This is a genomic window from Solibacillus sp. FSL K6-1554, from assembly GCF_038005185.1.
GTDB lineage: Bacteria > Bacillota > Bacilli > Bacillales_A > Planococcaceae > Solibacillus > Solibacillus silvestris.
Genome location: NZ_JBBOSS010000001.1, coordinates 3,040,266 through 3,054,256, shown reverse-complemented (window position 1 = coordinate 3,054,256; position 13,991 = coordinate 3,040,266). Strand labels below are relative to the sequence as shown.

Annotated in this window: 11 protein-coding genes; 7 read left to right on the top strand and 4 right to left on the bottom strand. The window is 38.4% G+C overall.

Going from position 1 to position 13,991, the window contains the following annotated elements; genetic code table 11:
- Positions 1-86: 86 nt before the first annotated feature.
- Both MHB58_RS15300 and sstT read left to right on the top strand, forming a co-directional pair.
- Positions 87-1,025, top strand: a complete 939-nt coding sequence (locus MHB58_RS15300; RefSeq protein ID WP_340735495.1) for a bile acid:sodium symporter family protein — start codon at positions 87-89, stop codon at positions 1,023-1,025.
- A 214-nt stretch (positions 1,026-1,239) separates the two neighbouring features.
- Positions 1,240-2,451: a serine/threonine transporter SstT gene (gene sstT, locus MHB58_RS15295; protein WP_065216914.1), complete on the top strand. Its 1,212-nt coding sequence runs from the start codon at positions 1,240-1,242 to the stop codon at positions 2,449-2,451.
- 56 nt (positions 2,452-2,507) lie between these two features.
- Here sstT and MHB58_RS15290 read toward each other — a convergent pair whose 3' ends face one another.
- Entirely contained in the window at positions 2,508-3,434 is a 927-nt protein-coding gene (locus tag MHB58_RS15290; RefSeq protein ID WP_065216915.1) for a DUF4003 family protein, read from the bottom strand.
- Positions 3,435-3,610: 176 nt separating this feature from the next.
- On the opposite strand from MHB58_RS15290, the gene MHB58_RS15285 reads away from it, so the two are divergent.
- From MHB58_RS15285 to MHB58_RS15265, 5 genes are all read left to right on the top strand, one after another.
- Positions 3,611-4,825, top strand: coding sequence for a carboxylate--amine ligase (locus MHB58_RS15285; protein WP_065216916.1), 1,215 nt, complete (start codon positions 3,611-3,613; stop codon positions 4,823-4,825).
- A 107-nt stretch (positions 4,826-4,932) separates the two neighbouring features.
- Entirely contained in the window at positions 4,933-5,370 is a 438-nt protein-coding gene (locus tag MHB58_RS15280) for an SACOL1771 family peroxiredoxin (protein WP_008405990.1), read from the top strand.
- 13 nt (positions 5,371-5,383) lie between these two features.
- On the top strand, positions 5,384-7,381 hold the full coding sequence (locus MHB58_RS15275; protein ID WP_340735494.1) for an ABC1 kinase family protein: 1,998 nt from the start codon (positions 5,384-5,386) through the stop codon (positions 7,379-7,381).
- 461 nt (positions 7,382-7,842) lie between these two features.
- Entirely contained in the window at positions 7,843-9,327 is a 1,485-nt protein-coding gene (gene hutH, locus MHB58_RS15270) for a histidine ammonia-lyase (RefSeq protein ID WP_340735493.1), read from the top strand.
- Between the two features lie 68 nt (positions 9,328-9,395).
- Positions 9,396-10,274 (top strand): 5'-3' exonuclease, encoded by an 879-nt coding sequence (locus tag MHB58_RS15265; RefSeq protein ID WP_065216918.1) that lies wholly within the window; start codon positions 9,396-9,398, stop codon positions 10,272-10,274.
- 38 nt (positions 10,275-10,312) lie between these two features.
- Here MHB58_RS15265 and MHB58_RS15260 read toward each other — a convergent pair whose 3' ends face one another.
- The 3 genes from MHB58_RS15260 to MHB58_RS15250 are packed head-to-tail and all read right to left on the bottom strand — an operon-like array spanning position 10,313 to position 13,954.
- Positions 10,313-11,446 carry a Ger(x)C family spore germination protein gene (locus MHB58_RS15260; protein ID WP_065216919.1) on the bottom strand — a complete coding sequence of 378 codons (1,134 nt, stop codon included), beginning with the start codon at positions 11,444-11,446 and terminating at the stop codon, positions 10,313-10,315.
- Positions 11,443-12,870 (bottom strand): spore germination protein, encoded by a 1,428-nt coding sequence (locus tag MHB58_RS15255; protein ID WP_340735492.1) that lies wholly within the window; start codon positions 12,868-12,870, stop codon positions 11,443-11,445. Before MHB58_RS15255 ends, MHB58_RS15260 begins: the two co-directional genes overlap by 4 nt.
- The gene (locus tag MHB58_RS15250; RefSeq protein ID WP_340735491.1) at positions 12,863-13,954 is read right to left on the bottom strand and encodes an endospore germination permease; all 1,092 of its coding nucleotides are present in this window, start codon (positions 13,952-13,954) and stop codon (positions 12,863-12,865) included. The genes MHB58_RS15255 and MHB58_RS15250 overlap by 8 nt, the downstream gene beginning before the upstream one ends.
- Positions 13,955-13,991: the final 37 nt, after the last annotated feature.

Here is a 13,991-nt window from a genome sequence, read left to right as displayed (position 1 = left end):
TGGTTGAATTTCATTCTGGTCCGGACGTAATCCGCTTATGATACAATTCGGTAAGGAATATAAATTCAAGAAAAGAGGCACAATGCATGGTTCAATTGCTCAATCAATTTATTCAAAAGTGGATGCCGGTATTAACACCCCTCAGTTTAGTCATCGGTGTGCTGCTCGAAAAAATCGGAACACATTTTCTTTTTCTAGTCCCGGTATTATTTGCCGTGATGACATTCATCAGCAGCTTGAATCTAAAATTTCGCGATATAAAAGTGTTTAAACAATACCCTAAAACGATTTTATTTGTCATCGCTTTTCTACATATTCTCATGCCTTTATGGGCGTTCTTTCTGGCGGAACTCATATTCGATGACCGCTTATTAACGATTGGATTTCTAATATCCGTTGCCGTACCAACAGGGGTTACGAGCGTCATTTGGGTGACGATCAGTAAAGGAAACTTGCCTTTATCTCTCGCCATTATATTGATTGATACTCTGCTTGCTCCGATCCTTATGCCATTAATTTTGCATTTAGTTGTCGGGGAATCGATATCACTAAATACATCAGCACTTATTTTTGATCTTATTTGGATGATTGTTTTACCGTCTATATTGGGTATCCTTGTAAACGAATGGACGAAAGGGAAGTTATTCGAACAATATGGAAAACCAATGTCTTTAGTTTCAAAGCTCTGTTTATTCGGCATTATTATGATTAATAGTAGTGCAATTGCACCTTATGTAAAAACGATTGACTTGGAGCTTGCGAAAGTTATTGCTGTTGTCCTGTTTTTGGCAGTTTCTGGCTATGTATTCTCCCTTGTACTTGGTCGGCTGTTATGGAAATCAGAGGCTGATCAGGCGACATTTGTTTTTAATGGAGGAATGCGGAATATTGCGGTAGGGGTCGTTATCGCTACCACATATTTTCCGTCAAAAGTAGCGATGCCGGTCGTTTTCGGGATGTTATTCCAGCAAGTTTTAGCTTCAATATTTTATAAAATAATCCAAAAAAATTCTGAAGCAGTTTAAAGTTGCTTCTTAACATTGTACTGTGGAAAAATACAGTTGTGTTATTTAGTCGCACATTGTATTATTGGTCTATAGTAAATTATTAAATTTTGAAGTGTTATATAGAAAAGTAGCTTCAGCCGGAGAATTTTGTAGTGCATTGATCAGATCCAATCACTTACTCGTTCTCAAACATCCAGAAGCAATGTAACATCTTAGAATAGCGGGGGAAATTATGAAAAGATTGTTCGAAAAATGGAACAGCATTAACTTAGTAAACCGTATTATTATTGGTATAATTATTGGTGTTATTTTAGCACTGACGATACCGGAAGCGGTGAGTGGTATTACCATTCTAGGAACTCTATTCGTTTCAGCCTTAAAAGCAGTTGCACCGATTTTGGTGTTCGTGCTTGTTATTAATGCGATTGCTTCACATGCTGGCGGCAAAGCAACAAATATGAAAATGATTCTAGCTTTATACGGAGTTGCGACATTCGCGGCAGGATTTGTTGCCGTCATTGCAAGCTTTATTTTCCCGACAGTATTAACATTAAAAACAGAAGCACAGGATGTGGCTCCGCCTAGCGGGATACTAGAAGTGTTTGAAACATTATTATTCAATATCGTGACAAACCCGGTAAGTGCAATTATGAACGCAAATTATCTCGGCATTTTAGCTTGGGCAGTTGTTTTAGGGATTGCTTTAAAAGCTGCGAATGATTCAACAAAAAGTGTTATGGCGAATTTTTCGGATGCGATTACAAAAGTTGTGCAATGGATTATTAACTTAGCGCCATTCGGTATTTTAGGAATAGTATTTGAAGCGATTTCAACGACAGGCCTTTCAGCATTAGGGGAATATGCTCGTCTAATTCTGATCTTAGTAGGAACAATGTTCTTTGTAGCGCTCGTTGTAAATCCACTTATTGTATATACAGTAGCACGCAGAAATCCGTATCCGCTTATTTTTACATCTATAAAAGAGAGCGGAATTACAGCCTTTTTCACACGTAGTTCAGCGGCTAATATTCCAGTCAATATGGCATTGGCAGAGAAGCTGAAATTAAATAAAGATACATATGCTGTATCGATACCTTTAGGTGCAACAATAAATATGGGCGGGGCTGCGATTACAATTTCCGTACTGACAATGGCAGCTGCTCATACATTAGGTATCGAAGTTGATTTCCTGACTGCGGTCATCTTAATGGTAATGGCTGCAGTATCGGCTGCTGGTGCTTCCGGTGTTGCAGGCGGGTCGCTATTACTGATTCCGTTAGCATGTAGCCTATTTGGGATTTCAGATGATATTGCGATGCAAGTCGTGGCAATTGGTTTTATCATCGGTGTAGTCCAGGATTCTTGTGAAACAGCATTGAATTCTTCAACGGACATCGTATTTACGGCAGCTGCTGAATATGCAAAAGAACGTAAACAAAATTAATAAAACTGTGCTGAATGGAGTCTCTTCCGGTTCAGCACAGTTTTTTTATTTTTCTTTCAGTCAGCACCGCCAGCAGGAAGGTCGCTTTCATAACGACCAGAATTTGAATGCTCTGCAGCAGAGAAAATAATTGTGGAGAAATCTACATCATATGAGGGTAAGTCACCGATAGATTCAGTCGATGTGTAAATTTGAGTGGCTACCAGCAATGAGTTAAACTGGCTTCGATCCACCTTTAAAAAGCGGCAAATTTCTTCATGCATATCATGTAGTGCCGGGAATTGGTGCACTTCGAACTTCGCAAGCGAGAGCAGGGCAATCGTATTGTAATGGTACGGTGTAAGTTTTTTTTCTGTTTTTCTAATAAAAGTCGTCAGCTCTTTTAATCGGGCAAAGGTTTCATTATGAAAATCCCCTGTTCCGATTGTTAAAATGACAGCTGTATTTGTCGTGTCCTTTGTTCGTTCATATCCGATAGACACAAGCGCCTGATAATACTTTTCCACACTATTTGCCAATACTTTAGTATCTTCCACACGCCCGGCAAGCATCGTACTAGTGGAAAGTTTTAAAGGCGCATATTTTACGCTTTGTTTGTCCATTAAATCTGTAATTAACAGACCGATTCGCTCGATATGTTCTTCCGAGTTTAAATAGGCAGCCGCTATATAGCTGTCTTCATGGCGGCTAAACTGCTTCGTCAATAATTTATGGAGATTTATAACCTCACCGATTTTTTCAGGTTCATTTGCATAATGAACATAATATGTATTAATAATCTGAGTATTAACGCGAGCAAAGTTATACCATTTTGTATTGTTTTTAATTTGTTGACGCACGCTTTCATAATCCTCATAGTTAAATACAATATTGCGGACAGTCAGTTTTAGTGCAAGGTCAATATAAAAATATTTTGCATCTGCCCCAAAATATAAAACGATTTTATCAATGTTTGTGAAGAATAATTGTAATTGAGCATTCATCCCGATCACCTCTTACTTAATACGTACGTTTTAAACGAGGAGAAGTTTCATTAAAATATTCGGGAAATAATAAAAACCATTTACAAAATACAGCATAAATCGATAGAGTATTGTATGATAAATAAGTGATAAATCAAATAAGAATACCGTTGAACAGATTGAGAGGAAGTATAGTAATGACTCGACAACCATTTTTACCGATTATTGTCGGTACTGATATTAATGCATACAACATGGCGATATCTTTCCATGAAGAATATAAGATCCGTCCGATTCTAGTAGGGAAAGGTGTTTTACCTTTTACGAACTTAAGTAATATTCCACGTGCAATTGAGTATGACAAAAAACTTGGTGAACCAGACCAGTTTGCCAAAATTTTAATTAGCGTAGCGAAAAAATATGAAAAAGAAGCAGAAAAACTGATTCTAATCGGCACAAATGATTTATACGTCCGTTTAATTATTGAAAACAGCGCGATTTTAAGAGATTACTTTGTGTTTAACTATATCGACGAAACGTTAATGAATGACTTACAGATTAAATCCAATTTCTATAAACTTTGCGAACAATATGGAATCGATATTCCGACGACGGTATTTTATGATTGCAAAAATGATGGTCAATTCGAAACCGAGATGATGTATCCGGTTATTATTAAACCGAGTAACGGGATTGAGTATAGCCGTCATCCATTTGAAGGACAGGCGAAAGTTTTCAAAGTAGAAAACAAAGAAGAAGTCCAACAAGTGATCGATATGATTAAAAACAGCGGCTACCAGGAAGAACTCATTATTCAGGATTATATTCCCGGTGACGATACAGCAATGTGGGATTCGGTTGTTTATGTCAATTTAAAAGGCGAAACACAGCTCGTATCGTTTGCACAAGTTGTCCTTCAGGAACATACGAAAACGGCGATTGGCAATTACACGGCGCTTATTTCCCGTTATAACGAAGAAGTAATGACGAAACTGCGCGGCTTTTTGGAAGCGGTCGGCTATCGTGGTTACGGAAACTTTGATTTAAAATATGATGAGCGTGACGGGAAGTTTAAAGTGTTTGAAGTAAATATTCGACAAGGCCGTTCAAGTTATTATATTAATGCAATGGGTCATAATTTGGCGCGCAACTTTGTTGAAGATCTAATTTACGATATTCCGAAACCATGCTCGTATTTAAAAGGGGATGTGCTGTTTTCAGTCGTGCCGAAAATTGTATTAAAAAAATTCGTTTACGATGAAGCGGTGAAAAAGGATATTCGCCGATTGATTCTGGAAAAGAAAATTGTGAATCCGTTGTTCTATAAACAGGACAAGCATTTTAAACGTAAAATCTACATGTTCATCCGTCAGGTTAACTACTATAAAAAATATAAACAAAACGTATGGTAAACATCAGCCGATTAACAGGAGCTTTCTGTTAGTCGGCTGTTTTCATTAGCTGAACATCCTAAGGGAAAAATGTTATAGTTAAAGAAAATTGAAAAGAGTGAATAGTAATGACGGTACATACTTTTACATTAACGATTGACTGGCCAGGGGGACGAAATTCGGTTGGTGACTTAAAAACCGAACGATTGCAGACGCAAATTTCGATTCCGCCTGAAATGGATGGACCTGGTATTGGGACAAATCCGGATGAAATGCTGCTCGGTGCTGCAGCAACCTGTTACTTAATTACACTGGCGGCAATGCTTGAACGAAGCCAAATTGATGCAAAGCTGAATTTGAAATCAGAAGGGCTTGTTGATGTGACAAATGGTGTTTTTACTTATAAAGCGATCCATCACTATGTCGACATTGACCTGCAAAATAAGGAAGATGAACGTGCCCGTCGTATAGCGGAGCGCTATGCATATAAGGCAGAGGAAACTTGTATGATTAGTAAAGCGTTAAAAGGGAATGTAGAAGTGCATACACATTTAACTTTGACCTAAAGGGGCGATTTGAATGGATTTCATATCAGCTATACTTCAATTACTTATTGCATCCGTGCTTGTTTTCTTCATTAGCGGCCGTTTAATCGGCTCACAAATAAGTCTGATGAAAAGAATATTATCCGTGTTAATTAGTGTTTCCCTTACGACATTTGTATTTTGGTATACATATTTACGAGGATCGGACTATTATGACCAAGGAATCGTTTCGAATGTAGTCAACATTACAACACTTATCTGGCTCGGCAGTATGCTTCTGATTTCGATGCTGCTTTATCTGTTTTTTGAGCTGTTTGATTCGATAGAATTGAATGAAAATGGCACACCTGTCGGCAGACGTTCCTATTTTAAGATACTTATTACGTATTGGAAGCGTCAAAAACGGTTACGCGAAGTTGTAGGAATCGCGGTAACGAACGGGGTAACAAGAACGATGAAATATGCCCGTGCCCGCGAAGATGAACGTGAACTGGCAAAAGCATTACGGGATACGCTGGAACAGTGCGGCGGGGTATTTATTAAATTTGGACAAGTACTGTCAACGCGTAAAGAGCTTTTGTCTCCCATTTTTATTGAGGAACTTGAAAAGCTTCAGCAACATGTGAAACCCCTTACCGAGCAGCAAGTTGACCAAATAATTGCAGAAAATTTCAATGCAGGTACGCAACAAATCTTTTCTTATATAAGTAAAACTCCGTTAGCCTCCGCTTCAATCGGTCAAGTACATAAAGCGGTGTTAAAGGAAACGAACGAACCTGTCGTTGTGAAGTTTTTACGGCCTGATGTCAAAAATATTATGCAGGATGATTTATCGATTTTAATGGAGTTTGCCAGATGGATTTCCAGTAAATCGCAATGGGCTGAAAACTTAGGCTTTTACGACTTGGCAAAAGGATTCAGCATGGCGTTAAAGGAAGAAATTGATTTTATTATTGAGGCTCGCAACATGGAACAGGTTGCCAAAATTGTCGAACGTGGCAGTATCGATGTGAAAGTGCCGAAAGTATACCGAGAATGCAGTAATTCAAATGTTGTGGTGATGGAATATATAAAAGGGAAATCCGTTACAGTAGGAAATGCATTATTTACGGATTTGAGCATTGACCGCCATCAGTTTGCACAAACATTATTGTATTCGTTTTTAGAGCAAACACTTATTTCCGGAATTTTTCATGCGGATCCACATCCGGGAAACATTTATATTGAGGAAACAACCGGGCGTGTCGCAATTCTCGATTATGGGGCTGTCGGCCGTTTAGCTGAATTGCAGCAGGAAGGGTTAAAATATTTCCTAGTCGGAATTCATCAAAATGATGCAGCACTTGTTGTTGATGGTATTGCCCAGCTTGTGGAAAATGCCGAACAAATCAATCGGCATGAAATGGAGCAGGCGATTAGCCAAATCCTGTTGAAAATTAATTATGTGTCGACAATCCCTACAGATGAACTAATGTACTCTATCTTTTCTGTAGTGCGTGAATTTGGACTCCATTTTTACCCATCCGTCAATGTGGCTTTACGGGCGATTGTTACATTGGATGGTACATTGTCTGTGATTTGCCCAGGCTTTAGGATTTTCAGTGAAGTAAAAGACTTCTCCAATAATTATTTGAAATCAAGCTTATTGAAACCGTTCAAACATCCGGGCGAGACGAAAGACTTAATTGAAGAAGAACTCGCATTGTTATTACCGAATATACGGAAAATACCGCGTCGTCTTGATCAGCTGTTCAGGAAAGTGGAGAGCGGGAAAATTATTTTGCATCATGATATTTTTTCTGATAAAGCGAATTCCATGTTTGTCACTCAGCTGTTTTCACGGTTTGTTCTGCTGATGGTTGGGATTACATTTGGGATTATATCGGTGGCATTGCTCGCAATCTCGCAATTTATTCATAATGCCTATGCAATTTATTTGAATACTGCTGCGTATTTAGGCTTGTTTTTATGTGCGATTTTGCTCGTGCGATTATCGATTCAAGCAATCCGAGATATGAAGCGAACAAAGTAGAGGCTTAAAATAATCCAAAATGCCATTTTTCTTTTTAAGGAAAATGGCATTTTTTGCTGTGCGTAAAAATTGATTTCCATTCCTGGACGCTTTCCATGGGCACGGCCTGAGCCTGTAGTCTCAGGCGTCGTGCTATTCCCGTAGGAGTCGCCCTCCATTCCAATCAATTTTATTATATTGCCCATTTCTCACTAAGAGTTTTATTTTTCAATTAAATTACAACTGCTTTCTAAGCTTTTTATCCTTCTTCGCTTTAGCACTTTACTATAATAAAATACTAAATCACTAGAAGGTTAATGTATTAGTAGGTGAACATTTTTTTAGAAATAAAACGCACAAAGCCTTTAATACAGGCGTTTTCAACTGAACTATGATTTTAAGGGTGAAATATTAGTAGCAATTAACTGCTATTTAAACAATAATAAATTTAAGAGTAACAATATTTAAAAGGGGTGCGGGAAATGATTCAGTTGAACGGACAAAATTTATCGATCGAACAATTGGGAAACATTTTATATAATGGGGAAAAAATAGAGATAGCTGAAGAAGCGAAGTTACGAGTTGTTAAAAGCCGTGAAGCAGTGGAAAGAATTGTTCAGCAAGATAAAACAGTATATGGGATTAACACGGGATTTGGAAAATTCAGCGATGTAAAAATTGCAGAGCACGAAGTAAGCAAACTGCAAGTAAATTTAATTCGTTCCCATGCATGCGGGTTTGGGGAGCCTTTTTCGGAACATGTTGCAAAAGCGATGATGGTGCTAAGATTAAATGCTTTATTAAAAGGGCTATCGGGTATTCGACTGGAAGTACTGGAACGCTTGTTATGGATGATTAATGAAGAGGTCATTCCAGTTATTCCACAGCAAGGTTCACTCGGGGCATCCGGAGATTTAGCGCCACTTTCTCATTTAGTATTGGCGGTTATTGGAGAAGGCGATGTATATGTGAATGGTGTCATGCGCCCGTCACATGAAGTATTCGAACGTCGGGGACTGCCGAAAATTGAGCTGCAGGCGAAAGAAGGCCTTGCTTTAATCAATGGAACCCAGGCGATGACTGCACAAGGGGTCGTCAATTACTTGGAAGCGGAGAAACTGGCTTATGCGAGTGAATGGATTGCAGCAATGACGTTGGAAAGTTTATACGGGATTATCGATGCTTTTCATCCAGCTGTCCATGAAGCGCGAGGCATGCAGGAACAAATGGCTGTTGCAGAGCGTATGCGTGATTGGCTGAAGGACAGTAAGCTCATTACACATCAAGGTGAAAAGCGTGTGCAGGATCCGTATTCGCTTCGCTGCATCCCGCAAATTCATGGGGCAAGCTGGCAAGTATTGAACTATGTCAAAGAAAAGCTCGAAATCGAAATGAATGCGGCAACAGACAATCCGCTCATTTTTGATGACGGCGGTTTAGTCATTTCAGGAGGAAACTTCCATGGACAGCCGATTGCGTTTGCGATGGACTTTCTGAAAATTGGTATGGCGGAGTTGGCCAATGTATCAGAACGACGGATAGAACGATTAGTAAACCCGCAGTTAAATGAAGGGCTGCCTGCATTTTTAAGCGCGAATCCAGGGCTTGAATCAGGTGCAATGATTTTGCAATACAGTGCCGCAAGTTTAGTATCGGAAAACAAAACTTTGGCACATCCTGCTTCGGTCGACTCCATTCCGTCCTCAGCAAATCAGGAAGACCACGTATCAATGGGGACGACAGGATCTCGCCATGCGCGGATGATTATTGCCAATGTAAGAAATGTATTGGCTATCGAGGCATTTTGTGCAGCACAGGCAGTGGAATACCGGGGTGTAGCAAACATGTCGCCAAATCTTTATGATAAGTGGAAAGACATTCGCAACTTAGCGCCTGCCATGACAGAGGATCGTATTTTCAGCAAGGACGTAAATCATATTATCGACTACTTGAAACCGAATGGGTAAGTATTGACAGCTACATTCTACCGGTGCATTTGTTATAATAAGTGTTTAGTAGAAAGAGGAGATTTATTATGACAAAACCACATTTATTAATCGTTGATGGGATGGCGCTATTGTTTCGTTCATTTTTTGCGTCAGCTGCAATGAATCAATTTATACGTTTAGATGACGGGACGCCATCAAATGGTGTTCAAGGCTTTGCCCGTCATGTATTGACAGCACAAAATCTGATGCAGCCGACACATTTAGCTGTATGCTGGGATATGGGCGCGGTTACATTCCGCAATGACCTATACGATGGCTATAAAGCGAATCGACCTGCACCACCGGAGGAAATGTTGCCGCAATTTGATATGGCTAAAAGAGTATCTGAAATGATCGGGTGGCAAAACTTTGGTACGCAAGGTCTTGAGGCAGATGATTTAATCGGCTCAATGATTAAAAAATGGAAAGACGATGCCCAAATTACTGTCATTAGCGGAGATAAAGATTTACTGCAATTACTTAACCCTTCTACAAAAATCGCATTTACGAAAAAAGGCTATACAGAGTACGATGTGTATACAGAAAGCCGGTTTGTAGAGGAATATGGCATTGCACCCAAACAATTCGCGGAAGTGAAAGCGTTTATGGGGGACACGAGTGATGGTTACCCGGGTGTAAAGGGAATTGGTCCGAAAACAGCATTACAGCTTATTCAAAATCACGGTTCCATTGATGGCGTATTAGAAGCATTGCCGACATTAAAGCCGGGACAACGCATTAAAATCAGCGAAAATTTAGCGATGTTACGTTTGTCCCATCAATTAGCTACAATCCATTGTGATGTACCGATTGACGTGGAGCTGGAACACTTAGCTTTATCCCCTTATGCTCCGGATTTGTTTAATCATATTGAACAGCAAGGCTATCGCTTAATCGCGAAACATGCTCGTTCGATTTACAAATAAAATGCGAAAGAGGTTGTGCACAGTTGCACAACCTCTTTTTAATGGGAAATGATACGTTCACCTTTGACTTTTACAAGCTCCACATCCACTTTCCGAATAGTAGACTCGTCAAGAGGAATATTTCCATCTTGTTCATACTTTTTCCAGGTTTTCAAATCTTTTCGATACAATACCTCAGCTAACCGGTAAATATCGGCATCAAATTCTAATGAAGCTTTATAGGTTTGCTCGATTTCTTTTTTTACTTGCTGCTTAATCTTATTTTTTAATAAATCCATTTTATTTTCATTAAGAATTTCATTTGTTTGAACAACCAATTGCACTTGTAAATCAAATTGCACATTATTTTCGGAAACAATTGGTGTGATTTTAGAACGCACTTCGTCAACGGTTGTCGTTGTATATAACTCTTCAAACTCTTCCGTTTTAACGGTAATATCTGAGCGGTCTGTTTCATTCTCTAGCCATTGAACACCTTTTAAATCGTCGCCTAATAAGTTCCCTTTTAAACCAGAGTTCTTACCGATAATGCTTATGCCTTTAAATGAATAGACTGGATCCGGTCCATCTTCCTTTGACCAGTTTTCGCTAATTTCGATAAATGGTATTTTGGCTTCATGACTAGGTTCATTAAAATGAATCATAAGTTCCCGTAATTGTATAGGACGGACTCGGGATGACTGATTAAATGAACTAAGCGGGTCGGATACCTTTGAAAGTGTTATGGATTTATTGATAATGGGTGTGATGAGCAAAGCTTCCTTGAGTGGTGAATCTGTAATATAAGCCCAAGTTGTATACCTCCATTCCCTGTATCGGATAAGGGAATTGATAACAGGTTCTACTTTACCTTCCTTTGCGATATTTTCCGAAAAGAGAACATAGTTTAAATGCCCTAAAAAGAAGCGCTCATCCATCGTTTGATATAAATTAAAAAATGCTTCATCAAAAGTCTTTCCTTTGGCAATCCCAACTTCAGCCTGCGTAGCTTCCGGGTTCGGCTGTTCGCTTTTAGCAATATTAGTAAAAGCAACAACTTGACTATAAATTTCATATTGATCATCTTTATAATCGATTCCCAGGCCAAGTAAATAATACATACGTTCAGGCTGATTTGTATCCCAGCAGCCAGCAACTAAAAGTAACAATGGAAGTAAAAGCAATTTTTTCATTTTGTTTTTTCCTTTGTTTTATCTTTAACATTTAATACTTCCGGTCGTTTAGTGTTTGATTTTGCTGGTGGACGGAAAAGGGTCATTTTTATATTATCCCAGCTCAAATTGACTGCTATATTTAAATAAGGAACACCAAATACACGGATATTTGCGATATAAACAAGGCAAATATAGATTGATAAGAAGAAACCGAAAAGTCCTAAAATCGATGTAATAATAATAAATACAATTCGCAGCATGCTGATCGTCGTAACGAAGGACTGATTGACAAGTGTAAAGGTAGCAATCGTTGAAATGGCTATGACAACAATCATTGCCGGACTTGTAATCCCAGCTCGAATGGCTGCATCACCTATAATTAATCCTCCTACAACACTGATCGTTCCACCTAAAATACTCGGTAAGCGTAATCCCGCTTCACGAAATAACTCAAACATAAAAAGCATTCCAAGCATTTCTATAGCTGCAGGCAGTGGGGAGCCCGTATTGGCTTGTACAACTGTCGCAAGTAATTGAATTGGGAGCTGCTCTTGATGGAATGTTGTTAACGCAAGCCAAAAAGCCGGTAGTAAAAGTGCTATTAATATGCAGAATAAACGTAATAATCTTTCTAACGAGCTGAATATGGATGGAAAATCATTATCCTCTCCGGACTTTAATAATGCCAATATATTGGTGGGCGTGATAATTGCGTATGCAATTCCGTCTACTAAAATGATAAAGCGTCCGGTAACGAGTGATTGCATCGCAAAATCAGGACGACCTGTCGAATCATTTAAAGGAATTAAATATGAAATTTTATTCATCCGTTCCATTATTAATTCACCACTTAAAATAACATCTGTATCGATTTCAGAGAGTTGTTTTTTTAATTGTTTCAAGATAGATAAATCTGCAATGTCATTAAAATATAAAATAGCTAACTTTGTTTTTGAGCGTGCTCCTAACGTTATCTTCTCAACACTTAATGAATTCGTAGGCAGACGTTTGCGGATAAGAGCAATATTTACACCTAAGTCTTCAATGAAGTTATCACGTGGACCTTTAATAGTTACTTCTAAGTTTGATTCCTCAGGGCTTCGATTAGGCTTGTTTTCAATATTGCTGCATAACAGTATATTTAAATTCTCGATATAAATAAGAACAAATCCGCTAAATACATTCGTAACAGCTTCTTGCAAATCTTCAATTTTCAGTAGCTGCGGAAGATGCAATTTCTGTATTAAAACTGCCTCATCAAATTGTTCCTTTTGTTGGCATGCCATTCTTAATCGGGGTACGACTACTTCATTGAATAAATGATTATCTGTCATCGCTTCACAGGTGATGAGCATAACGTTGCTTGCAGGGAAGTCAAATGTTTGAAAGCGAATATCAGCACAATTATCAAATTGCTTTTTTAAGGCAGCGTATTCAATCATTATATTCCAACTTTCGCTTTGTTTTTCGATTTACTAATATAAAGAGAATAATTGAAAGTACGAAAAAGAATAACGTAGTACTTATTAGAAAATATTGCCCCTTCCATTTGCTAAATATACTGTCATCGAGTAAATAAAGAGGCAGTGAGCAAAAAACAAAGAGCGGAAAAATATATTCCCAAACTTTCTTCTTTTGACCAGTGAGCCCTAATAGCTCGACTGCTATAAATAATATAAAACCAATACGGACAAATGCTCCTGTAAGCCACTGGTAAATAGAAAAGAAATCAATATGGTTTATAAAGCTTCCGATTGTGGCAATTCGCCATTCTTCAAATGCGGGGTAGCGCTGTTTAGCAGCCTCAGTTGGTCCGAATTCGGCAATTGCCCCCAATAAGGGACCTAGTGTTAATCCAAATAGTATAAAGAGCATTATTAATAAATGCCGAAATTTAAGCTTTGATTTAAAGTGCTGCTGAATAAATACGAGCAAATAAAGCTCAATAAAGCCGGAAGCAGGGTATACCATAGATGTGAAAACCGGTGTAAATCCATGCTCGAAAAATGGCTGCAGCAATGCATAATCTTTCACTTGAATATTAACAAAGGCGATAAAGAAGCCAAGGACGACAACACCAAACAAGACGACAACATTGACCATCGTAATCGTTAATATGGAGGATGTTGCCAGTAAAAAGCATACAACCGTAAAAAAGAAAAACAAAAGCAATGGCGGCGTTTGCAGCAAAAAGGTTGTTGAAACCCATTGTAGTGTTTCATGCATTGTAATAACGGCCATGAGAAGTAAGTAAAAACCAATGATAAAAATAAGCACTTTACCCAGCTTAGGGTAATTGTTTAGTAAATACATACGAAGAGATTCTTCTTTAAGTTTTTTTAATGTGATAAAAGGAAGAACTAACCAGGGAATCATCAAAAATATTGAAAAAATAACAGAAAACCAAGCATCACGACCTGCTCCATTTAGTAAGGATGGAATAATCGTGACATGGTTTTTTAACCCGATGAATGTCATTGTTAAAAAGATAATATGTAAGAGACTTATAGATCTCACTGATTTCATAATATATCCTCGCAGTTTTATTTACAGTAATAGCCAA

What these genes read in the sequence shown, in the direction of transcription:
- sstT (WP_065216914.1), top strand. Translation starts at nt 1,240, where the DNA reads ATGAAAAGATTGTTCGAAAAATGGAACAGCATTAACTTAGTAAACCGT.
- MHB58_RS15300 (WP_340735495.1), top strand. Translation starts at nt 87, where the DNA reads ATGGTTCAATTGCTCAATCAATTTATTCAAAAGTGGATGCCGGTATTA.
- MHB58_RS15250 (WP_340735491.1), bottom strand. Translation starts at nt 13,954, where the DNA reads ATGAAATCAGTGAGATCTATAAGTCTCTTACATATTATCTTTTTAACA.
- MHB58_RS15280 (WP_008405990.1), top strand. Translation starts at nt 4,933, where the DNA reads ATGACGGTACATACTTTTACATTAACGATTGACTGGCCAGGGGGACGA.
- MHB58_RS15265 (WP_065216918.1), top strand. Translation starts at nt 9,396, where the DNA reads ATGACAAAACCACATTTATTAATCGTTGATGGGATGGCGCTATTGTTT.
- hutH (WP_340735493.1), top strand. Translation starts at nt 7,843, where the DNA reads ATGATTCAGTTGAACGGACAAAATTTATCGATCGAACAATTGGGAAAC.
- MHB58_RS15275 (WP_340735494.1), top strand. Translation starts at nt 5,384, where the DNA reads ATGGATTTCATATCAGCTATACTTCAATTACTTATTGCATCCGTGCTT.
- MHB58_RS15285 (WP_065216916.1), top strand. Translation starts at nt 3,611, where the DNA reads ATGACTCGACAACCATTTTTACCGATTATTGTCGGTACTGATATTAAT.
- MHB58_RS15290 (WP_065216915.1), bottom strand. Translation starts at nt 3,434, where the DNA reads ATGAATGCTCAATTACAATTATTCTTCACAAACATTGATAAAATCGTT.
- MHB58_RS15260 (WP_065216919.1), bottom strand. Translation starts at nt 11,446, where the DNA reads ATGAAAAAATTGCTTTTACTTCCATTGTTACTTTTAGTTGCTGGCTGC.
- MHB58_RS15255 (WP_340735492.1), bottom strand. Translation starts at nt 12,870, where the DNA reads ATGATTGAATACGCTGCCTTAAAAAAGCAATTTGATAATTGTGCTGAT.